This window comes from Bacillus sp. D48C (genome assembly GCF_053345735.1).
Window position 1 is genome coordinate 212,380 of sequence record NZ_JBKFAQ010000007.1, and the last position, 20,108, is coordinate 232,487.

General features: G+C 32.6%; 20 protein-coding genes, 2 pseudogenes and 1 other annotated feature. Of the genes and pseudogenes, 17 read left to right on the forward strand and 5 right to left on the reverse strand.

From position 1 onward, the window contains the following. Positions 1–14 precede the first annotated feature (14 nt). The gene (locus ACLBXA_RS18530) at positions 15–257 is read right to left on the reverse strand and encodes a hypothetical protein (RefSeq protein WP_043333358.1); all 243 of its coding nucleotides are present in this window, start codon (positions 255–257) and stop codon (positions 15–17) included. A 110-nt stretch (positions 258–367) separates the two neighbouring features. Here ACLBXA_RS18530 and ACLBXA_RS18535 point away from each other — a divergent pair, with 110 nt between their 5' ends. From ACLBXA_RS18535 to ACLBXA_RS18555, 5 genes are all read left to right on the forward strand, one after another. Then, on the forward strand, positions 368–646 hold the full coding sequence (locus ACLBXA_RS18535; RefSeq protein ID WP_002162791.1) for an alcohol dehydrogenase catalytic domain-containing protein: 279 nt from the start codon (positions 368–370) through the stop codon (positions 644–646). 37 nt (positions 647–683) lie between these two features. After that, positions 684–1,358 (forward strand): zinc-binding dehydrogenase, encoded by a 675-nt coding sequence (locus ACLBXA_RS18540; RefSeq protein ID WP_002082729.1) that lies wholly within the window; start codon positions 684–686, stop codon positions 1,356–1,358. Positions 1,359–1,413: 55 nt separating this feature from the next. Beyond that, positions 1,414–1,911, forward strand: a complete 498-nt coding sequence (locus tag ACLBXA_RS18545) for a DUF421 domain-containing protein (RefSeq protein WP_150158029.1) — start codon at positions 1,414–1,416, stop codon at positions 1,909–1,911. A gap of 258 nt (positions 1,912–2,169) precedes the next feature. Continuing rightward, complete coding sequence (locus tag ACLBXA_RS18550; protein ID WP_000397583.1) at positions 2,170–2,799, forward strand: class I SAM-dependent methyltransferase; 630 nt, start codon at positions 2,170–2,172, stop codon at positions 2,797–2,799. A 265-nt stretch (positions 2,800–3,064) separates the two neighbouring features. Beyond that, positions 3,065–3,697, forward strand: coding sequence for a type 1 glutamine amidotransferase family protein (locus tag ACLBXA_RS18555; protein WP_150158028.1), 633 nt, complete (start codon positions 3,065–3,067; stop codon positions 3,695–3,697). A gap of 111 nt (positions 3,698–3,808) precedes the next feature. Here the strand turns inward: ACLBXA_RS18555 and ACLBXA_RS18560 are convergent, their stop codons facing one another. Next, positions 3,809–4,510: a class I SAM-dependent methyltransferase gene (locus ACLBXA_RS18560; protein WP_001079445.1), complete on the reverse strand. Its 702-nt coding sequence runs from the start codon at positions 4,508–4,510 to the stop codon at positions 3,809–3,811. Next, positions 4,507–5,408, reverse strand: a pseudogene (locus ACLBXA_RS18565) (SMP-30/gluconolactonase/LRE family protein). Before ACLBXA_RS18565 ends, ACLBXA_RS18560 begins: the two are co-directional and overlap by 4 nt. 144 nt (positions 5,409–5,552) lie before the next feature. On the opposite strand from ACLBXA_RS18565, the gene ACLBXA_RS18570 reads away from it, so the two are divergent. Both ACLBXA_RS18570 and lysS read left to right on the forward strand, forming a co-directional pair. Continuing rightward, a complete protein-coding gene (locus ACLBXA_RS18570; protein WP_000551042.1) occupies positions 5,553–5,723 on the forward strand; it encodes a DUF2197 domain-containing protein in 171 nt (56 codons plus the stop codon). Positions 5,724–5,792: 69 nt separating this feature from the next. Continuing rightward, positions 5,793–6,049 (forward strand) — a binding site (T-box leader). 84 nt (positions 6,050–6,133) lie between these two features. Continuing rightward, entirely contained in the window at positions 6,134–7,687 is a 1,554-nt protein-coding gene (gene lysS, locus ACLBXA_RS18575; protein ID WP_000558611.1) for a lysine--tRNA ligase, read from the forward strand. A gap of 59 nt (positions 7,688–7,746) precedes the next feature. Here lysS and ACLBXA_RS18580 read toward each other — a convergent pair whose 3' ends face one another. After that, positions 7,747–8,175 carry a cell wall hydrolase gene (locus ACLBXA_RS18580; protein ID WP_001128402.1) on the reverse strand — a complete coding sequence of 143 codons (429 nt, stop codon included), beginning with the start codon at positions 8,173–8,175 and terminating at the stop codon, positions 7,747–7,749. Positions 8,176–8,325: 150 nt separating this feature from the next. Here ACLBXA_RS18580 and ACLBXA_RS18585 point away from each other — a divergent pair, with 150 nt between their 5' ends. The 4 genes from ACLBXA_RS18585 (at position 8,326) to ACLBXA_RS18600 (ending at position 12,153) form a co-directional block, all read left to right on the forward strand. After that, positions 8,326–9,240: an acetamidase/formamidase family protein gene (locus ACLBXA_RS18585; protein ID WP_000285670.1), complete on the forward strand. Its 915-nt coding sequence runs from the start codon at positions 8,326–8,328 to the stop codon at positions 9,238–9,240. A gap of 127 nt (positions 9,241–9,367) precedes the next feature. Further along, the gene (locus ACLBXA_RS18590; protein WP_447617371.1) at positions 9,368–10,075 is read left to right on the forward strand and encodes a response regulator transcription factor; all 708 of its coding nucleotides are present in this window, start codon (positions 9,368–9,370) and stop codon (positions 10,073–10,075) included. Further along, complete coding sequence (locus tag ACLBXA_RS18595) at positions 10,072–11,055, forward strand: sensor histidine kinase (protein WP_002082724.1); 984 nt, start codon at positions 10,072–10,074, stop codon at positions 11,053–11,055. The genes ACLBXA_RS18590 and ACLBXA_RS18595 overlap by 4 nt, the downstream gene beginning before the upstream one ends. Positions 11,056–11,256: 201 nt before the next feature. Next, positions 11,257–12,153 carry a LysR substrate-binding domain-containing protein gene (locus ACLBXA_RS18600; protein WP_000354655.1) on the forward strand — a complete coding sequence of 299 codons (897 nt, stop codon included), beginning with the start codon at positions 11,257–11,259 and terminating at the stop codon, positions 12,151–12,153. Between the two features lie 58 nt (positions 12,154–12,211). Here ACLBXA_RS18600 and ACLBXA_RS18605 read toward each other — a convergent pair whose 3' ends face one another. Further along, the gene (locus tag ACLBXA_RS18605) at positions 12,212–13,201 is read right to left on the reverse strand and encodes an aldo/keto reductase family protein (protein ID WP_000395976.1); all 990 of its coding nucleotides are present in this window, start codon (positions 13,199–13,201) and stop codon (positions 12,212–12,214) included. Between the two features lie 518 nt (positions 13,202–13,719). Between ACLBXA_RS18605 and abc-f the strand changes: the two genes are divergently transcribed. From abc-f to ACLBXA_RS18635, 6 genes and pseudogenes are all read left to right on the forward strand, one after another. Next, positions 13,720–15,348, forward strand: a complete 1,629-nt coding sequence (abc-f, locus tag ACLBXA_RS18610; protein WP_002082721.1) for a ribosomal protection-like ABC-F family protein — start codon at positions 13,720–13,722, stop codon at positions 15,346–15,348. A gap of 20 nt (positions 15,349–15,368) precedes the next feature. After that, the gene (locus ACLBXA_RS18615) at positions 15,369–15,962 is read left to right on the forward strand and encodes a GNAT family N-acetyltransferase (protein WP_000503550.1); all 594 of its coding nucleotides are present in this window, start codon (positions 15,369–15,371) and stop codon (positions 15,960–15,962) included. A 55-nt stretch (positions 15,963–16,017) separates the two neighbouring features. Next, positions 16,018–16,379, forward strand: a pseudogene (locus tag ACLBXA_RS18620) (DUF3267 domain-containing protein); the annotation flags it as partial. Positions 16,380–16,693: 314 nt separating this feature from the next. Next, the gene (locus tag ACLBXA_RS18625) at positions 16,694–17,464 is read left to right on the forward strand and encodes an ABC transporter ATP-binding protein (RefSeq protein WP_000404444.1); all 771 of its coding nucleotides are present in this window, start codon (positions 16,694–16,696) and stop codon (positions 17,462–17,464) included. Continuing rightward, the gene (locus ACLBXA_RS18630) at positions 17,439–19,370 is read left to right on the forward strand and encodes an ABC transporter permease (protein ID WP_000144146.1); all 1,932 of its coding nucleotides are present in this window, start codon (positions 17,439–17,441) and stop codon (positions 19,368–19,370) included. The genes ACLBXA_RS18625 and ACLBXA_RS18630 overlap by 26 nt, the downstream gene beginning before the upstream one ends. A 53-nt stretch (positions 19,371–19,423) precedes the next feature. Further along, a complete protein-coding gene (locus ACLBXA_RS18635) occupies positions 19,424–20,107 on the forward strand; it encodes a lipoprotein BA_5634 family protein (RefSeq protein ID WP_231130553.1) in 684 nt (227 codons plus the stop codon). Position 20,108: the final 1 nt, after the last annotated feature.

Below are 20,108 nucleotides of genomic sequence, written 5' to 3' on the forward strand. Positions count from 1 at the left end.
AATCTAGTTTACTGTTATCTATTTGGGGTATAAATATAGTCCGTATCTAAATCAATGACAACATTGCTAGTGACGTCTTCTTGTAGTAACTTTGGATTTTTTTTGTAATAATATCGTACACAAAATAAGCGTAGCAGATCCTCATTAGATATCTCTTCATTTCTTACATTTAAATACATCGTTATTAATTCGTTAATAGAACAGTTACGGCCAATAACATACTCGTTTATTCTATATCCATCAAATTCAATTATCATGTTATCACTGTTGGGTGCTAGCCAACGTTATAGCTTTAATTTTGGATGAATCTATTATACATTGTTTGAAATTTAGTGAGAATATATTTTTATAAAGTGAGAGGATATGAATGGAACAGTATAAGTTAGTTTTAGAAGGTGCGAAACAACTTAAGTGGGAACCGGGTAAAATTAGATCCGTACAGGACGATGAAATTATTGTTAAAACAATTGCAGGAGCTATAAGCATTGGGGCCGAGTTACCACAGTATAATGGATCCGATGTTACGGATACGAATCCTTTTTATCCAAGAAAAACTGGATATGAAAGTTATGGTGAAGTGATTGAAGTTGGTAATAAAGTAACACATGTAAACGTAGGCGATAAAGTAGTTTTTTTATGGACATGAAACAATAGGGATAGTTAAGGGGCATAAAGTAATTCGAGTGCCTAGTTCTATACAACCTAAAGTTGCTTTATTATCTATTCTTTCGTGTGATGCCGCTAAAGGAGTATTGAAACTAAACCCGCAACAGGATGAAAAAGTACTTATAACTGGAATGGGAGTTATTGGTTTACTCGCTTGTTATTTCTTAAAATACTATGTAGGCGTTGAGCACGTGGATGTTGTTGAGCCTAATAAAAATAGAAGAGATTTTGCAAAGAATTTTGGTGCGAAAAACATATATGATTCAGAAGAAAAAATAATAGAAACATATAATTATGGTTTCGAATGTTCTGCTACAAATAGTGGATTTCATGCATTGCAAAAAGCTCTTAAAACTAATGGACAAATATGTATACTTTCTGATGGTAATAATGAAATTATCGCATCAGACGGGATAAGCTCGTTTATACATGTTGAAGATGCTGCAAGAGCTACTATGCTAGCCCTTAATTGGCCTTCAGGAATCGTAAATATTGTAGATAATTATCCAGCAACTAGTAAAGAATGGTTACCAATATATGCAGCAGCGATAGGGGCACCTCAGCCTAAAGTTCAAGATGGGAAAAATAGTTGGGAAAGAGGAGCTTCCAATAATAAGGCACGTAAAGAGTATGGTTGGATACCTTTATTTCCATCATGGTCTGAAGGATTTAACAACTTAATAGGTAAGTAAAACACACCTTTAATGGGAATGATAGTAAAATACACCATTAAAGGATTGGGTAGTTATGAATATAATTTTGGAAAGTATTATATTAACTTTTACTGGAATAATTGTTTTGAAAATGACAGGTAGTACATCTGCCAGCCAAATGACAAGAGCTGAAATCATTTTAGTTGTATCAATTGGCCGTATTATTGTAGAACCTGTATTAAGTAGAAAAGTAGTCCCATCTATATTTGCGGCTATCATATTTGCAAGCATATTACTTATCATTCATTTCTTTGAATTGAAATCAAGGAAGGTGGAACAATTCCTAAATGGAAGTAGCATTATAATTGTTGAAAACGGAGAGATTGTAAAAGAGAATTTGATGCAGGCAAAAATGTCGGAACAACAACTTTATATGCAATTAAGAGAAAAAGGGATTCATGACGTAAAGAGTTTACAGCAAGTTACAGCGGAACCGAATGGGCGTATTGGTTATCAATTAATAAAAGAAGCACAACCAATAACTTTAGAAATGTTAGAAAAAGTATTAGATCGGTACAATATAAAAAGATAATTTCTCATGAGAAACAGCCAATACTACCAAAAAAATATTGGCTGTTTTTTTATTTTCTATAAACGTAAGGATTAATAAAATAGGGTAGATTTTTAACCAATCTTTATATTAGATATGGGCTTATTATTATGCTATATTCAATGGAGCTACGATGACTAAGGTAAGTGGTATAAGTAGAAGAAAAAACTGTATAGCAAATACAAAAATGCTTTTAATTTGATACTAAAAATGGATTGAAAATAAGGAGATAGATACATAATGGAATTTTGGGAATCAAGTTTTATTGAAAAACAAACGATGTGGGGATTTGAACCTACAGAATCTGCAATTTGTACAAAAGATTTTTTCCTTGAAAAGAACGTTAAGGATATATTAGTTCCTGGTATTGGATATGGAAGAAATGCAAAGGTTTTTATCGATAATGGTATAAATGTAACAGGTATTGAGATTTCAAAAACAGCCATTAATTTAGCAATGCAAAATGGCCTAGAAGATATTAGTATCTATCACGGTTCGGTAAATGAGATGCCTTTTAATAACAAATCATATGAGGGTATATATAGTCATGCACTTCTACATTTGTTGAATAAGCAAGAGAGAGAGCAATTTATTAAAGGTTGTTATAATCAGCTAAAACCAGGTGGATATATGGTTTTCACAACTGTTTCTCAAAAAGCCCCAATGTTTGGGAAGGGGAAACAGTTGGATAAAGACTATTTCGAAATAATGGAAGGCATAAAAATGTTCTTCTATAATTCTGAATCTATAAAACGAGATTTTAATAAATATGGACTAGTACAAGTTTCCGAAATTGATGAACCAAATAAGAACATGGAGAATAAACCTTCAATAAATTTCTTAATGATAAAATGCCAGAAAGAACTATAAATAAAAGTTTTTAAATATTCCTAAAGATATTTATATATTGATTATGCACAAATATAAAGGACAAGCATATAGTATAAATACCTCTTAACTTTAAGTAACCTTAACTTTCGTTAATAGGGTATCTCAAAATCCCCGAAAAGAGCACTTGCGGAAACAAGTGCTCTTTTATTTGGAATTTTAAACCATAAATATTGCATAAAATGTTAAACTTGAAAAGAGTACTTTTTTTATTTAAAACTGTAGTATATGAATGGAGTGTTATTGAATGCAAACAAGAAAAGCATATCTATATGTATTTGACACGATGTCTGATTGGGAATACGGACATTTAATTGCTGAACTTAATACAGGAAGATATTTCAAAAAAGATGTAGCGCCTTTTAAAGTAGTAACAGTTGGAATAAATAAAGAAACGATTATTTCAATGGGGGGCTTGAATATAAAGCCGGATATTTCCCTAGATGAATGTATCCTTGAGAGTAACGATCTATTAATTTTACCTGGAGGGAATACTTGGAGTGAAGAAATACATAAACCTATTTTGAAAAAAGTTGGTGAAGCCTTAAGGCTTGGTACAATTGTGGCTGCCATTTGCGGTGCAACTATAGGTCTTGCAAATTACGGTTACTTGGATTCTATAAATCACACAAGTAATAATTTAGATTATATGAAAATGGTTTGTCCTACTTATAAAGGAGAAAATTTTTATGAAGTAGGACCTGTAGCATCCAGTGAAAATCTTATTACTGCATCGGGTGTAGCACCTCTAGAATTTGCCATGGAAGTATTAAGTAAATTAGATGTATTTGCGCCGGATACACTTCATTCATGGTATAAATTGAATGAGACTCATGAAGTGGAATATTTCTTCCAGTTAATGAATTCAATTAATAGCTGAGTAGTATTTCGAATGAAAATTATATTTTAGATGATGCGAAAACTAATAACAAAATAAAAGGTAAGGGTATTCCTATGAATATATGAGGAAATATTCTTACTTTTTATAGTGTTATTTCTGAACTACAAACGTAATGGCATTTGTTTTTAATTGAACGTGTCTTTCATTACGAACTATATTATAAGCTAATTCCTTTATTTCAACTTTTAGTTTTTTCCATTCTTTATAAATGCTTTTTAAAGCACTTATCATTTCTTCGGTTGAAAGATTAATTTCAATTAAAGCTTCTAATTCTTCATTCGTTATTGAATCAATTTCTTGTATGTTAGAGTTAATAATTAAACAATTAATACCGCCGTTTTTTGTACCTCTTTTCATAGATTGGAGTACATTTTTAAAATCTTCTTCTGATTTGACATGTTCCAAACTTGATACTGCAACGATATAGTCATAAGTATTAGATCTAATATGATAGTTTTCAATTGCTGCTTGTTCTGTTTTTATAACCTCGAATACGTCATGTTCTTTGCTATAAATTTGTAGCTTTGTTAAAGCGGAATCAAGTAAATCAACACATGTAACAGTTCCGCTAGCATTTTTAATCTTTTGTGCAATTGGAATGCTATTTCTACCGACGCCAGAGCCAAGATCAAGCACTTGTAATTTGTTTTTCTCTTCAAAGTAGTCCATTAAATCCATAACTGTTTTAACCGGCTTGTGAAGCCAAGATCCAGTTTCAAATAGTTTATATTGTTCATAGCAAAGATCGTGATATTCCTTTTCTTCTTGTCTTATGTAATCGATACGGTTCATATTGTGTCAGTTCCAATATTTTCATTACAAAATGAATAGGTGGGGCAGCCTTTAACATTTGTTTGAATTCGAAAAATACCACCAGCATGTGGATACTGTTTTAATTCGTCATCCGTCATTCTTGTTCTGGCTGTTGTAACATATAAATCAGTTAAGTTAGGCCCACCAAACGTACATGATGTTACATATAACGCAGGAATTGGAATACTTAATATTTGTTCTCCAGTAGAGGGATTCCATCTAGTTATTTTTGAACCTCCCCAATGTGTAATCCATAAACAACCTTCTTCGTCAATTGTCATACCATCAGGTAGACCGTCATTTTCAGAGAAAATGATTACATCACTTGGATTATGAATTTCTCCAGTACGTATATTATATTGATAGCGAACCACTTTTTTAGTAGGTGTATCTATAAAGTAAAGGTATGTATGATCAGGTGACCAAGCCATTCCGTTTGAAGTATTTACATGTGAAATTTTTTCTCTACACTCAAATTATTATGTAAACAATATAAGGAACCTGCAGCATTAATACCGTATGTATCTGTAGTACCTGCCCAGAAACGACCAGCGGGATCACATTTTCCATCGTTAAAACGATTTTCTATTAAATGTTGTTCGGGGTCAAAAATATGTGTCAGTTTTTCTGTATTTACATTAATAGAATAAAAGCCGTTTTCCATAGCTAAGAGTAGTACATCCTCTAAATATGGAACAACACAGCCAATTTGTTGATTGAGAGCAATTACTCGGTTCGTATTAGCGGTAGGATTGTATATGCATAATTTTCTCTCCATAATATCAACCCAATATAAAAGTTGCTTTTTTTCATTCCAACATGGTCCTTCAGCTAAACTTGCTTTAGCATCTAAAACTAATTCTATATTACTGAACAAGATGTTCACCTCGCGTTATAAGATATTAATATAATTCGATAAGAATAGAGGTAAACCTTTTAGTCAAAGGATATTAAAATTTATAATGTAGAAAAATGACCTTCTCACAAGTGATTAAAAAAGTGTATAAACAAGGAGAGGAAAATGCATATGATGTTTTATGAAATTGTTTGCTTTTCTTGTAAGAATATATTTCGTGTTTACGAAGGTAGTGAAAAATATAAGCGATTTAAAGAGAAACCAAAAGGGGCATATTGTTGTGATGAGTGTAGCCACAAAATTCAATTAGAAGCGATAAAGAATTTTTTTAGATAATTTTACGATTTCGATTCGGAAAAGTTTGACAATAAAAGTGTTATAAATTATCATATTAAAAAACTAATATTTAAGGCATAGAAGAGAAGAGTAGTTAAGAAAGAATACGTACAGAGAGCTCTGGTAGCTGAGAAAGAGCGGTATACATCTTAACGAAAAAAGACTTGGAGCTGCGCAAGGAACTAATTTATTTAGGGATGGTGCGACGGGTTCTCCCGTTATAGAGATAGGGTATAAGCATATTTTGCCGTACCTGAAGAGGTTAGTATGGTGACATATTAACAAACTGAGGTGGTACCGCGAAGCTAACAACTCTCGTCCTCAAGATGAATAATCTTGGGGGTGAGAGTTTTTTTTGTTGCATAAAACTGGAAATTAGAAAACAAAAAAATAATTGAGGTGAGTAATATATGCATTGGGCGTATGAAGTAGCACATGAATTAATTAGGAAACATCCAAATAAAGAAACGTTTGTTTGTGCATCTGGAATTAGTCCGTCAGGTTCTGTTCATATTGGGAACTTTCGTGAAATCGTAACGACTTATTTCGTAGTAAGAGCACTTCAAGATTTAGGGAAAAAGACTCGTTTTATATTTTCGTGGGATGATTATGATAGGTTTAGAAAAGTTCCAAAAAATATTGATCCATCTTTTGCAAAGTATATTGGTATGCCATACTGTGATATTCCAGATCCGTATGGATGTCATAACTCGTATGCGGAGCATTTTGAAAAAGAGTTTGAAAAATCGCTTCAAGCATTTGGAATTGGAGTGGAATTTATTTATCAACATGATGAATATAGAAGCGGAAGGTATAACGAAAATATATTAGAGGCTTTGTATAAACGAAAAGATATATATGATATTTTAATGGATTTTAAAACTGGAGAGTGTAGTGAAGAAGAGCGAGAGAGCTTTTATCCAGCTACATTATATTGTGAGAGGTGCGGGAAAGATACAACAACTATTACACATTTTGATGAAGTATTAAAAACAATCCGGTATGAATGTGAATGCGGAAATGAAAAAGAGTTATCCGTATTAAATACAAATAAAATGAAACTAAATTGGAAAATCGATTGGCCGATGAGATGGATGATAGAGGAGGTTGTTTTTGAGCCGGGTGGCAGAGACCATTCAGCAGAAACGGGTAGTTATAATGTATCAAAAGAAATTGCAAGGAAAATATTCAATCGTGAAGCTCCTCATTATGTTGCTTATGATTTTATTGGAATTAAAGGCAATCATGAAAAAATGTCTAGTTCTTCAGGAAATAGTATTACACCTAGTGAGTTGTTAAAAGTGTATTTACCAGAAGTAATTCTGTTTATGTTTGCAAAATATAGACCAAACGCAGCTTTTCATATCGGTCTTGATGAAGATGTGATTCGCAATTATACAGAATATGAGCGATTGAAAGATAGTTATGAAAATAAAACGCTCAAAAATGAAGATTTACTTGATGCAATTAAACTTTCTAGAGTTACTATCGGGTTTAAAGAATATCCGAAATTTAATCAAGTAGCAGGAACGTTACCATTATTAAATTTTGATTCAACTATTTTACAGGGGATATTAAAGAAAATAGATAGGAGCTATGCATTAGATGAAATGAGAGCGGTGAGTAATCGCACAGAGTATTGGATAAGAAATTTTCAATCTGAAAAATTAATTGCGGTAAATCAAGAGAGAAATACAGAGTTTTACAACACATTGGATGAAAGACAGAAAGAATGGTTAGTAGAAGTTTGCGATATACTTCGTTCTAACAAAGATTACTCTCACTTAATGGAGCAATTATATGCGATTTGTCATCATGAAAATAAAAAAATAATGAAAGAAAATCAAAAACAATTATTCACTATTATATATAAGCTCATTATGAATCAATCAAATGGTCCTCGTATACCATTATTAATACATGTAGTAGGCATAGAAAATTTCATCACACTATTAGATTTCTAAAACACAGTTAAAAGCAACGCAAGTACCAAAATTTCTAAGTACTTGCGTTGCAAATTTTACTATCGTGAATACATTTTCGGACATTCATCACCACTTGGTTCATAAAAACAATGGCTTTTAAACTGTCCTACAAATGGCTGATTATACCATTCAGGCGGACAAGCTCCAACTGGACGGAAATACCAAAGAGCCCATCGTGCAGGCCAGCGCCATTGACCTTGTAAAACTTTTCGTGCGATTTCTTTTTCTGATTCACGAGCGCGTTGATAAAAATATCCATATTGTACTGCTTCAAATCCGCCGGGGCTTTGATATACAGCGTCTCGTACGGTACGGAGTTGTTTAAAATCTAAGCAATCACAAAATACACGGTTTACTACAACGCATCCAACTAACTCCTCACCTTGGCGACCTTCGCCTTCAGCTTCAGCACGAATTAATCGAGCTAGTAAATCAACATCACTTTCGTTGTATGGAATAAGGGGCATAGTGATACCACCTTTCTGTTATAGTAAAGAGTGTATGTTATAAAACAATCTGCGTGCTTTTTTACATGAAAATAACATTTAATTTTAAGAGGAGCTTGTATAAAAAAAGCTAATTAGTAATAGTAGATAAATATAAAAGGGAGAGGTATTATGTATCGAATTCATAAAGACCATATCATTTACTCAATGTCACCAGAAAATAAGCCGTGTATGGAAGTAGAAATTGGGAGCAGTCTTGTATTTGAAACATATGATTGCTTTGAAAATCAAATCGATTCTGAAGATGTTGTGTTACAAGAATTAGATTGGAACCGAATTAATCCAGCGACTGGACCTGTATATGTTAAAGGAGCAGAACCTGGCGATATATTAGTCGTAACGATTGAAAAAATTGAAATTGCAGAGCAGGGTGTTTTAACTACAGGTGCAAACCTTGGTGTAATGGGTGATGAGTTAAATGAAAATACAGTGAAAATTGTCCCAATACATAATGAATATGTTTTGTTTTCAAGTGAACTACAAATCCCGATTAATCCAATGATTGGGGTAATTGGTACTGCACCGAAAGAAGAGAGCATTTCATGTGGCACACCGCATGATCACGGCGGGAATATGGACTGTAAAGAAATTAAAGAAGGAACAACACTACTACTACCAGTTAATGTCCCAGGAGCACTATTAGCATTAGGTGATTTACACGCAGCAATGGGTGATGGTGAAATTGGTGTTAGTGGTGTAGAGGTTGCTGGTGAGGTAACGGTAACAGTTCAAACGATAAAAGGAAAACAATGGCCATTACCAATGGCTATTCAAAAAGAAAAAATGATGACGATTGCTTCAGAGAAATTGTTAGATGATGCAGCAAATCGTGCTGTACGTAATATGGTGACATTTTTACATGAAGAATTGGCAATGTCTAAAGCTGATGCAACGCTTTTATTATCGGCAGCAGGTAATTTAAAAGTTTGCCAAGTTGTGGATCCGCTGAAAACAGCGCGTATGGAACTAGGAATGGATTATGTGGAGAAACTAGGATTTACTTTTAGTAAATTTCATATTAAATAGATAAGGGACGAAAAAGGATACTTTCGTATAAAAGCATCCTTTTTTTAATTTACTGATTTTGTGAAAAGAGGTAGTATTTATTTTATATAAGTATATTTGAGATTGTGGATTAAAAAGGAGTTCAATAATGGTCAAAATTATGATTGTAGAAGACGATATGAAAATTGCAGAACTATTATCGACACATGTTGCGAAATATGGTTATCAAGGAGTTATTGTATCGGACTTTCAAAATGTATTAAACATTTTTTTAGAAGAACAACCAGAGTTAGTTTTATTAGATATTAATTTACCGAGTTTTGATGGGTACTTTTGGTGTCGTCAAATTCGCGGTGTTTCTACATGTCCGATAATATTCATTTCGGCCCGTGAAGGCACGATGGATCAAGTTATGGCGTTAGAAAACGGTGGCGATGATTTTATTCCGAAGCCTTTTCATTATGAAGTTGTAGTGGCGAAAATTCGTAGTCATTTAAGACGTGCATATGGAGATTATGCACCGAAACTAGAAGAGCGAATGATTGAGCAACAAGGCCTTTGTTTATATCCTGAAAGGCTTGTATTGAAACTTAGAAACGACGAAATTGATATAACGAGAAACGAAGCTATTTTATTAGAGACATTAATGAAAAATTATCCGCGTGTTGTGAGTAGAGAAGTGTTACTTAATAAATTATGGGATAGTGAATCTTATGTTGATGATAATACATTAAGTGTAAATACAACACGTGTGCGTAAAAAGTTACAAACGTTACATATAGAAGGTGCGATTGAAACGATTCGTAGTGTTGGATATAGATTGCACATTACTTGGGATAATGGTATAGAAAAATGATAAGGTTGTTTATACGTGATCATATACCAGTTATTTGCTTTACCATAATTCAACTACTAGCTATATTTCTCGTATATTGGTTTGATGGGCATAATCATATTACAACGGCGTTATACGCAATGTTTCTAGGTGTTTTCTTTATGGGAAGTTATTTAGTGTTTCGTTATTTTACACATCGTTCTTTTTATGAGCGCCTAGCAAACCCGATGCAATCTTTAGATGAATCTGTTCAAAAATCTGATTTTGCAGCTGTATCGGCTGCTCTTCAAGAACTACTTGAGGTGCAATATCGACATTATCAAAATCAGCTGCAAATACAAGAGAGAAAAAATAATGACCATTTAACCTTTATGAATCAGTGGATCCATCAAATGAAAACACCTTTATCTGTAATAGAATTAATTACACAGGATGAAGTAGATTCACGTTTTGAAAGTATAAATGAGGAAACAGACCGATTAAAAAAGGGATTGGAAATGGCTCTATATGTCGCACGATTAGAAGCGTTCACACAAGATTTTTATGTAGAAAGGGTACAACTACATAAAATAGTGAATGATTCGGTACATGAACATAAACGTTTCTTTATACGGAATTTTGTATATCCAGAGCTTGAAATTGATAAGGACATTACTGTAGAAAGTGATGTGAAATGGTTAAAGTTTTTAATCGGACAAATACTATCGAATGCGATTAAGTATTCATCAGGTAGTAGAGAAAAGATTAAAATGAAAGCTTGTAAGGAAGGTAATACCGTTATACTTGAAATTGCTGATAATGGCGTAGGTATACCGAAGCAAGATTTACCAAGAGTATTCAAACCTTTCTTTACAGGAGAAAACGGTAGAGATTTTAAAGAATCAACAGGAATGGGGCTATATCTTGTATATGAAATTACAAAACAATTAGGACATAGTGTGGAAATCCATTCAGAAGTTGGTAAAGGTACGGTAGTGCGAGTAATATTTTTTAATGTGTAAAAAGTAAACAAGGCTAAAGAACTTTGGAGATAAGTTTTTTAGCCTTGTTTTGTACCCTTGATAACATTGGAGAATGAAATATTCTATAGATAAGAGAGGCAAAATGAACCCAATAAGAATAAATGTAAGACTACATACATGAACCATTTTTTATAATAAAAATAGAATCTTATAGAAGTTGCGAATGATAGGAGGCTTGAAATGGATATTCGTAAAATGAAATATTTCATAACGGTGGCAGAAGAATTAAACTTTAGTCGTGCAGCAGAGCGTCTTATGATGGCACAACCGCCTTTAAGTCAAGAAATTCGAAAATTGGAAGAAGAATTAGGAGTTCAACTTTTTCACCGGACAAAAAGGATGGTTGAGCTTACCGAGGCGGGGAAAGTCTTTTTAGAAGGTGCTAGGCAAACATTACTTCAAGTAGATAGAACGATTAAAGAAACACAGCTTGCAGATGAAGGGAAAATCGGGCATTTAATCATCGGTTTTGTCGATTCTACAGAAACAGTTATAGGCATATTAAAAACATTTCGAGAACGTTTTCCAAAAATTCAGCTCATATTACGTGAGATGACAACAGACCAACAAATAAAAGCGCTTTACGAAAAACAAATTCATATTGGATTTATTCGTTCGGAGCAAAATAATGAAATATTATCTTCTGAAGTTTGTTCTGAAGAGTGTTTAAAGTTGGTTTTGCATGAAAATCACCCTTTCGTTTCGTTACCTAATATTTCAATCAAATCATTAGTGGAGGAACCATTCATTTTATTTCCTCGTCATTTCGGTACAAATTTTTATGATTTAATTATTAGTTACTTTTGGAAATATGGGGTAAGTTTAAATATTGTTCAAGAAGCAGTTCAAATGCAAACGATTGTAAACTTAGTTGCAGCTGGAATGGGGATTTCTGTCGTTCCATCCTCGGTGGAAAGCTATAAAAAATCAGGAGTGATGTATAAAGATATTCTAGAAAATACACCGGAAATAAATTTATATGCTGGATGGAGGAAGGATGAAAAGTCTGTCGTGTTAAAGAACTTTTTAACAGTTGTTAGAGAGGTTTATATGACTTCCCACAGCCCATCTTTATAGGATGGGCTGTGGGAAGTTGGCAAGGGGTGTTTATTTATAGATAAAACTTACTCATGATTCAACCTGTTTTACTAGTATCATACTCAGCGAAACCTTTTAATACACTGTCAATCTGATCCATAATTTCAGGTTGCAATTTAACACTAGAAGCAATTACATTTTCTCTTATTTGTTCCGGATTTGAAGCACCAATAATTGCAGAAGAAACAGCTGGATTTTGTAATACCCAAGCAACTGCGAGTTGAGATAAGGTAAGGTTAATTTCTTGTGCGATAGGTTTAATTTCCTGGATAGCGGTAAGCACATCATCACTCATCCAACGTTGCACGAGTTTGTCAAAAAACGGTTTTCCAGCATCGGAGTTAGCACGCGATTGATTTGGTAATGGTTTACCAGGTTGATATTTTCCTGTAAGAATACCTTGTGCAAGTGGCGACCATACGATTTGGCCAAGTCCCTCACGTTGACATGTTGGAATCACATCAGTTTCAATAACTCGCCATAACATCGAATATTGAGGTTGGCTAGCGATAAATGGAATGTTCAATTCGCGTGCAAGTGCTGCACCACGGGTAATTTGTTCTGATGTCCATTCGCTTACGCCTAAATAGAGAACCTTACCTTGTCTTACAAGATCTGAGAAAGCTAACATTGTTTCCTCAAGAGGAGTTGTTATATCAAATCTATGTGCATAATAAATATCGATATAGTCTGTCTGTAATCGTTTTAACGATGCATTACAATTTTCTATAATATGTTTTCTTGATAATCCACGATCATTTTTTCCAGGACCGGTCGGATGGCATACTTTTGTACATAGTTCTATACTTTCTCGGCGTATACCTTGCAAAGATCGGCCAAGTACTTCCTCAGCTATCGTGTCCGAATAAACATCAGCAGTATCGAACGTTGTAATTCCAACATCTAGTGCGGCTTTTACACAATCATTTGCAGTATCTTCGTTTACTTTTCCACCATGGTTTATCCAGTTCCCGTATGCGATTTTACTTACTGTTAATCCACTGTTTCCTAGTTTACTAAATTCCATTGTAGAACCACCCCTTAAAAATGATACCTTTATTATAAGAACTGAAATTTAGTATGTATAATATATGATTTATGATGAATTTATATAAAATTTATATAAGAGGGAATGCTTACAATTTTATTGCTAGGGAAAGCTAAAGCAAGTAGTACAACAAATGTGGCTGATACTTGTTCGATATGAAGTGAAGAAATAATGAATAGACCTTAAAAGAAAGCAATCTTTTTTAGCAGCACAAATAATTGCATTTACTCATACAGTACTATTATGGTACAATATGGTTACTAATGAGGGAAAGGAATGATGGGTGGACGATGATTAACTAATCTTATTTTTAAATGTTGAAATTCAATAAATTTCAATTTCTAAAAAATAGGATTAGTCTGCCCGATTTCCATACAACGGTATTGCTATTTATGTTGCGTAATAGCTTATTTGGGTGTAAATATTTTAACGACTAATCCTGCCAAATTTATTTGGGAGGATTTTTTTATTCTCCCTTAATGAAAGGGATCGGTATTATGAAAGAACTATTAAAATTAAATGATGTTTATGTTGAAATAAAAGAAAATATGTTGTTAGAGAAAATGAATGTGACAGTAAAACAAGGGGATGTTATCGGATTAATTGGTAAAAACGGTGCTGGTAAATCAACGTTACTTCAATTAATAAATGGAAAGATTGAGCCTTCAAAAGGGATTGTTGAATGGCAGCAAATGAATATGACAACCGCATATGTTGAGCAAGAAATAGAATCTTTTATTAGTAACGATGTAATTGCAAAAGAAGCAGAACTGCTTGCGAAATGGGGCGTGCCAACGAACGATTTTCATACTTTAAGTGGTGGTGAAAAGTTAAAAATTCGATTAGCAAAAGGATTTGCTAAAAATCCTAATGTCTTAATATTAGACGAACCGACAAATCATTTAGATGAAATGAGTACGGAATTTCTCATTAAACAAATAAAAAATATGAAAGGTACAGTTATCGTTGTATCGCATGATCGATATTTTTTAGATGTTGTCGCAACAAAAATATGGTCAATTGAGGACAAAAAATTAATTGACCATAGTGGTAATTATACAAGTTACATGAAAGCACGTGAGCAAAGAAGGAAGTCGCAGCAGCGAGAATATGAAAAGCAGCAAAAAAAGATAGAACAAGTAGAAACACATATAAAAGAATTAAGTTCATGGTCACAAAAGGCACACGCGCAGTCTACAAAACAAGAAAGTTTTAAAGAGTTTTATCGTGTAAAAGCGAAACGAATGGATGCGCAAGTGAAGTCAAAAAGAAAACGTCTCGAAAAAGAGCTGGAGAAAACGAAAGTAGAACGTGTGAAAGAAGAGTATTCAATTGAGTTCTCTATTCAAGCGAGTAAAAAAGTAGGAAAACGCTTTTTAGAAGTAAAGCAATTAAAAAAAGAATTTAATGGAAAAGCATTATTTGAAAACGTTAATTTTACAATTCAGCACGGTGAGAAAGTTGCAATTGTTGGACCAAACGGTAGCGGGAAAACAACATTACTGAAGATGATTATGGGAGCGGAAACTGCTGAAGGAGAAATATGGATTTCACCATCTGCAAACATCGGTTATTTAACACAAGAGGTTTTTGATTTGCCACTGGACAAAACGCCAGAAGATTTATTTTTTAAAGAGACGTTTGAAGAAAGAGGAAAAGTCCAAAATTTAATGAAACATTTAGGGTTCCAAGCTTCTCAATGGAAAGAGCCGATTGAGCATATGAGTATGGGAGAAAGAGTAAAATGTAAGCTAATGGCTTATATTTTAGATGAAAAAGATGTACTCATTTTAGATGAACCGACGAATCACTTGGATCTACCTTCACGTGAACAACTTGAAAATACATTAGCTGAGTATAACGGAACATTAATAATTGTTTCTCACGATCGATATTTTCTAGAGAAAACAACTAACATAAAACTCGTGTTTTTAAACAATACGATACAAAAGCAGCTAGAAGAACCTACTAAAACAAGAGATAATATTGAAGAGCTACGTTTAACGTTAGAAACAGAGAGACAAGAAGTATTAGGGAAATTAAGCTTTTTAACTTCTAACGACAAAGAATATAAAGAACTTGATGAACGATTTATAGAACTTACGAAGCAGATAAAGGCGTTATAACGTAAGTAAGGGGAATTAACATGGGAGAAGAGAGTTCAACTAAGTTATTTAGAATAGATTGTGGAGATATATACTTGCAAGGGTTTATGGTCAAAGATGCAGAAAGTATTTATAAAATAGCCAATCAACCGGAAATAGAAAAGTTTTTACCAGACTGGAAATCGACGAAAGAACAAAGGGTGGATTGGATTGCAAATTATGAAATACCAGCAAACAAAGCATTTCTTGAGGCAGTGAAAACTACGAATAACATAGATAATCATATGTTAAAGCTAGGAATATTTAAGGAAGCTACAAATGAATGCATTGGATGGTGCTGCACAGGCATGAAAGAAGAACTCCCTTCACCAAACAGAGAGATAATGTATGCTATCTCAAATAAACATCAAAATCATGGCTATGCTACAAAAGCGACTAAAGGCTTAATTGACTATTTGTTTAAAGAAACAAATTTAATTGTCCTTAACGCAATTACTTTAATTAACAATGTACCATCAAATAAAGTTATTAAAAAATGCGGGTTTACTTATTTGAGTGAACACAAGATAGCAAATCAACTATATAATCATTATGTATTGAGTAAATCTGAATGGATAAAAAATATTGTGCAGTAAAAGGAATTAATACGAAATCATAAAAAAGCTTAGAGCTAAAACTCTAAGCTTTTTTATATTCATTTTATCCCGCATAGGTACCTTAATCTTTATCATTCACGAATGTTTACACATTTTAGTAATAAGTAAAAAAGGGGATATTAGCTTAACATTTAGTAAAAGATTTTTTGGGCTAAATACAAATGCAGTCTTATCCAAAACGAGATTTTGGGTCTTTATGAGCTTGCCTATTATTGTATTATCAGTAGTACCTGCCATGATGTCGTTCTTTGTATCAGGAAATATTAAATCAATTTTATTATTTATATGTTGGATAAACACATTCATTTCCGCCTCAGATATTTACAATTCGTTTTTGATTGCAATGAAACCGAAGCACTCATTTTTTTTTGCAGAGGTTATTATAAAGTGAAATAGTATTTAATGGGTAACTCAAATATGCTTTAACTACATACAACAGTTAAAATATAATATTTGAAAGTAAAAAGACCGATAAAAATCGGTCTTTTCATATTAATAAAATAAAGATTAGAAAATAGCATTGTAATTCAAACCAATATGCAAATATTATAAGATAGATATGCTTTGTTTATAGATTGAAAATAGGTTTGTTATCAGTTTTTTTAGAAATCTTACAAGCTTGTAAGATAAATGAAAGATGAATCAATATGAGCTGTAAGACAATTCATTTACACTCTATAGTGAGCGGTGGAAATGAAGGGAGAATATAAATGGAAATTTTGCAGGCAAATAGTATTAGTAAAGTATATAGAGGGAAAGTACCTTTTAAAGCATTAGTAGATATTGATTTATCAATTCAAGAAGGTGAATTTGTAGGAATTATGGGCCCGTCAGGTAGTGGGAAAACAACGTTATTAAATATGGTATCTACTATTGATTCTCCATCATCGGGAGAAATATTTATTAATGGTACAAATCCTTTCCAATTATCATCAGAAGAATTAGCGTTATTCCGCAGAAAACAATTAGGATTTGTTTTCCAATCATTTAATCTTCTTAGCACACTTACTGTAAAAGAAAACATCGTATTGCCGATGACTTTAGATGGTGTTTCTGTGCAAGATATGAACAAACGAGTGGAAGAGATTGCACAGAAATTAAACATTATAGATATATTGAGTAAAAGAACGTTTGAAATATCAGGGGGACAAGCTCAAAGAACAGCAATTGCTCGTGCGATCGTTCATAAGCCGCAATTGTTACTTGCAGATGAACCAACAGGGAATTTAGACTCTAAATCTTCAAATGATGTAATGGAGATGCTTGATACTCTAAATAAAGAAGAAAAAGCAACGATGATGTTAGTTACACATGATCCGTATGCAGCGAGCTTTTGCAGCCGAGTAATCTTTATTAAAGATGGTCAACTATATAACGAAATTTATTGTGGTGAAAGTAGGCAAACTTTTTATCAAAAGATTATGGATGTCCTTTCTTTGTTAGGAGGGAAAAGGCATGACTTTTCGTCAGTTCGCATTTAATAATATTTTTCGCAATAAGCGTACATATGCTGCCCATTTTTTAAGTAGTGCATTTTCTATTATGATTTTCTTTACGTATGCTCTTTTATTATTTCATCCTGATTTACAAGGTGAGTTGAAATCGACAAGTGCAACAATAAGTGCATTTGGTACATTGGGATTTTCAGTTTCGCAAGGATTGATTTTTGTATTTTCATTTTTCTTCATTCTATATTCAGTTAGTTCGTTTTTAAAAACGCGTAAGAAAGAATTTGGTATTTTAATGATGCAAGGTATGTCAATGAGACAGCTTAAGAAATTATTATTAATTGAAAATATGTTGATTGGACTTGGTTCAATTTGTATAGGGATTTTCATTGGACTCATATTTTCTAAACTAGTCTTATTGATAAGTGCAAGTGTATTAATGATTAATAATGGTTTACCTTTTTATATACCAGTGCAGGCTGTATTATTAACAGTTATTACATTTCTTTTCTTGTTTTTAATTGTTTCATTATTTACATTTAAAATGATAAAAGTAACGGAACTTGTGGAACTTATTCGAGCAGAGGAAAAGCCAAAACCTGAACCGAAATCTTCAGTTTTATTATCGATACTTTCTTTAATTAGTATAGGGTATGGATATTTTTCAGTATTTCGCTTCATACCAAGTACCAATTTTATTACGCTTGGAATAGGTGTGCTTCTAGTAATCATAGGAACGTACTTTTTATATACACAGTGTAGCGTGTATATACTGCACCTTGCTAAAAGGAGAGAATCTTTCTTTTTAAAGAGAACAAATATATTAACATTTTCTGAATTAATTTACCGTATGAAAGATAATGCAACGATGTTTTTTATAGTATCTATTGTTTCAGCAGTTGCATTTACAGCAATTGGTACAACGGCCGCAATTGGAAATAGGGATTTGGTAAGGATGACAAATCCGTATACATTTTTGTATGGAAGTTTTGAAAATGACAAAGTATTGAATAAAAATCTTTCTATTATAAAAAAACACCTTTCTGATGCTAATATTCCGTATCGAATGGCTTCATCTTCATATATATACACAGAAAATGGCGTAAATGTAATGAAGTTAAGTGAATACAACGATCTTGCTAAAGCACTAGGCTATCAACAAGAAACAATTGAAAAAGAAGATGAAATTTTATTAATTCCTGGAGTCGTATCACAAAAACAAGAATTTAAAAATGGCGAGTATAAAAAGAATATAGAAGTCATTCAAGGTGACTGGACAAAGACATTTCATGTGAAAAAAGCTGTAGAAAATTTAGTTTTACCACATGATTCTAGAACTATTTATATCGCTGTTCAAGATCAGGTATATGATGGAATACCTCTTACTAGTGACCCAGTTAATAAAGAAATTCCATATCGTACTTACGGATTTGTTGTAGATGATTGGATAAAAACGAAAGAGATTTCAAATCAATTAAAGAGTATATTCGATAAAAATCTTAGGGACAGAGATTTCTACTTTGAAGCTTTAACATTAAACTTGTTGGAAGCAAAGCAAAAGAATGGTTTATTACTTATGGTAAGTATTTTAGTTGGAATCGTCTTCTTTACATTCGCCGCTAGTTTTATTTATTTCCGATTATATACAGATTTGGATCGCGACCAACAGCAATATAAAATGATTTCGAAAATGGGATTAAGTAAAGGTGAGTTGAAAAAAGTTGTAACGAGGCAGTTATTATTAATGTTCTTTTTACCAATTTTCGTTGCAGTGATTCATACTGTAGTTGCTTATATAGCATTACAGCAATTAGTCGATTTTTCTATCATAAATAGCTCTATCGTTATTTTAATTTCATTTATATGTATACAAGTTTTATATTTCTTTATAACCCGTTGGCGTTACCTGCAAAAGCTTTATAAGGTTATGGAGCAATAGAATTTATTAGCTTGTAAGACTACACTAAAGTATGTGGAAAAATGAACTGTATGATGAAAGGAATCGTGATGAAAAGAATATTAACTATTTTTATGTTAACTATAATACTTTTAATAAGCTTTAGTGCATGTTCTAAAAAGGACAACTCATTTCCTGCAAACGGTGTATTAATTATTGGAGATGAAAATAATATTTCACCAATTATTAATCGTTATCAGGAAATTACGGAAGAAAATGAAGTGTTTTCTGTGAAAAAAGGGGAAGTTGGAAATGGAAATGTCTTAATTTTAAATGAATCTACAGCACAAGCATTGATTAAAGAAAAACTTTTTCGAAAACAAGATAATGGCTCCAATTATATTATAGATACGTTACCGAAATTCCCAAAAGAAGGGTCACTATTATTTACAAGTGAAGACGATAAGACTATGAAAAGTATTAAAATAGGAGGGGAAGAGATTCCTGTTACATACGATAGTGATGCCTGGATAGGTAACAATCGTAAATATTCAACGGAATGGTATATGATTGTAGCAAAAAATAGTGTGTATAAAGAAATAAAGGCAAATGAAATGAAAATGCATCTTCTTCATTTGAAAAAATCTCTAGGTGACGAAAAACCTAAAATGTCGACAGATAATACATTGGTTAATGAAAATGTTAAAGTAAAAAAACTAATTAAAGGTTTGGAAGGAAAAGTATCTTTCCAGTTTGTAACGATTGGAGAAAAATCATAAA

Excerpts from the sequence above, each read along its gene's own strand:
- ACLBXA_RS18530 (WP_043333358.1), bottom strand. The coding sequence starts at position 257 with ATGATAATTGAATTTGATGGATATAGAATAAACGAGTATGTTATTGGC.
- ACLBXA_RS18535 (WP_002162791.1), top strand. The coding sequence starts at position 368 with ATGGAACAGTATAAGTTAGTTTTAGAAGGTGCGAAACAACTTAAGTGG.
- ACLBXA_RS18545 (WP_150158029.1), top strand. The coding sequence starts at position 1,414 with ATGAATATAATTTTGGAAAGTATTATATTAACTTTTACTGGAATAATT.
- ACLBXA_RS18550 (WP_000397583.1), top strand. The coding sequence starts at position 2,170 with ATGGAATTTTGGGAATCAAGTTTTATTGAAAAACAAACGATGTGGGGA.
- ACLBXA_RS18555 (WP_150158028.1), top strand. The coding sequence starts at position 3,065 with ATGCAAACAAGAAAAGCATATCTATATGTATTTGACACGATGTCTGAT.
- ACLBXA_RS18560 (WP_001079445.1), bottom strand. The coding sequence starts at position 4,510 with ATGAACCGTATCGATTACATAAGACAAGAAGAAAAGGAATATCACGAT.
- ACLBXA_RS18570 (WP_000551042.1), top strand. The coding sequence starts at position 5,553 with ATGCATATGATGTTTTATGAAATTGTTTGCTTTTCTTGTAAGAATATA.
- lysS (WP_000558611.1), top strand. The coding sequence starts at position 6,134 with ATGCATTGGGCGTATGAAGTAGCACATGAATTAATTAGGAAACATCCA.
- ACLBXA_RS18580 (WP_001128402.1), bottom strand. The coding sequence starts at position 8,175 with ATGCCCCTTATTCCATACAACGAAAGTGATGTTGATTTACTAGCTCGA.
- ACLBXA_RS18585 (WP_000285670.1), top strand. The coding sequence starts at position 8,326 with ATGTATCGAATTCATAAAGACCATATCATTTACTCAATGTCACCAGAA.
- ACLBXA_RS18590 (WP_447617371.1), top strand. The coding sequence starts at position 9,368 with ATGGTCAAAATTATGATTGTAGAAGACGATATGAAAATTGCAGAACTA.
- ACLBXA_RS18595 (WP_002082724.1), top strand. The coding sequence starts at position 10,072 with ATGATAAGGTTGTTTATACGTGATCATATACCAGTTATTTGCTTTACC.
- ACLBXA_RS18600 (WP_000354655.1), top strand. The coding sequence starts at position 11,257 with ATGGATATTCGTAAAATGAAATATTTCATAACGGTGGCAGAAGAATTA.
- ACLBXA_RS18605 (WP_000395976.1), bottom strand. The coding sequence starts at position 13,201 with ATGGAATTTAGTAAACTAGGAAACAGTGGATTAACAGTAAGTAAAATC.
- abc-f (WP_002082721.1), top strand. The coding sequence starts at position 13,720 with ATGAAAGAACTATTAAAATTAAATGATGTTTATGTTGAAATAAAAGAA.
- ACLBXA_RS18615 (WP_000503550.1), top strand. The coding sequence starts at position 15,369 with ATGGGAGAAGAGAGTTCAACTAAGTTATTTAGAATAGATTGTGGAGAT.
- ACLBXA_RS18625 (WP_000404444.1), top strand. The coding sequence starts at position 16,694 with ATGGAAATTTTGCAGGCAAATAGTATTAGTAAAGTATATAGAGGGAAA.
- ACLBXA_RS18630 (WP_000144146.1), top strand. The coding sequence starts at position 17,439 with ATGACTTTTCGTCAGTTCGCATTTAATAATATTTTTCGCAATAAGCGT.
- ACLBXA_RS18635 (WP_231130553.1), top strand. The coding sequence starts at position 19,424 with ATGAAAGGAATCGTGATGAAAAGAATATTAACTATTTTTATGTTAACT.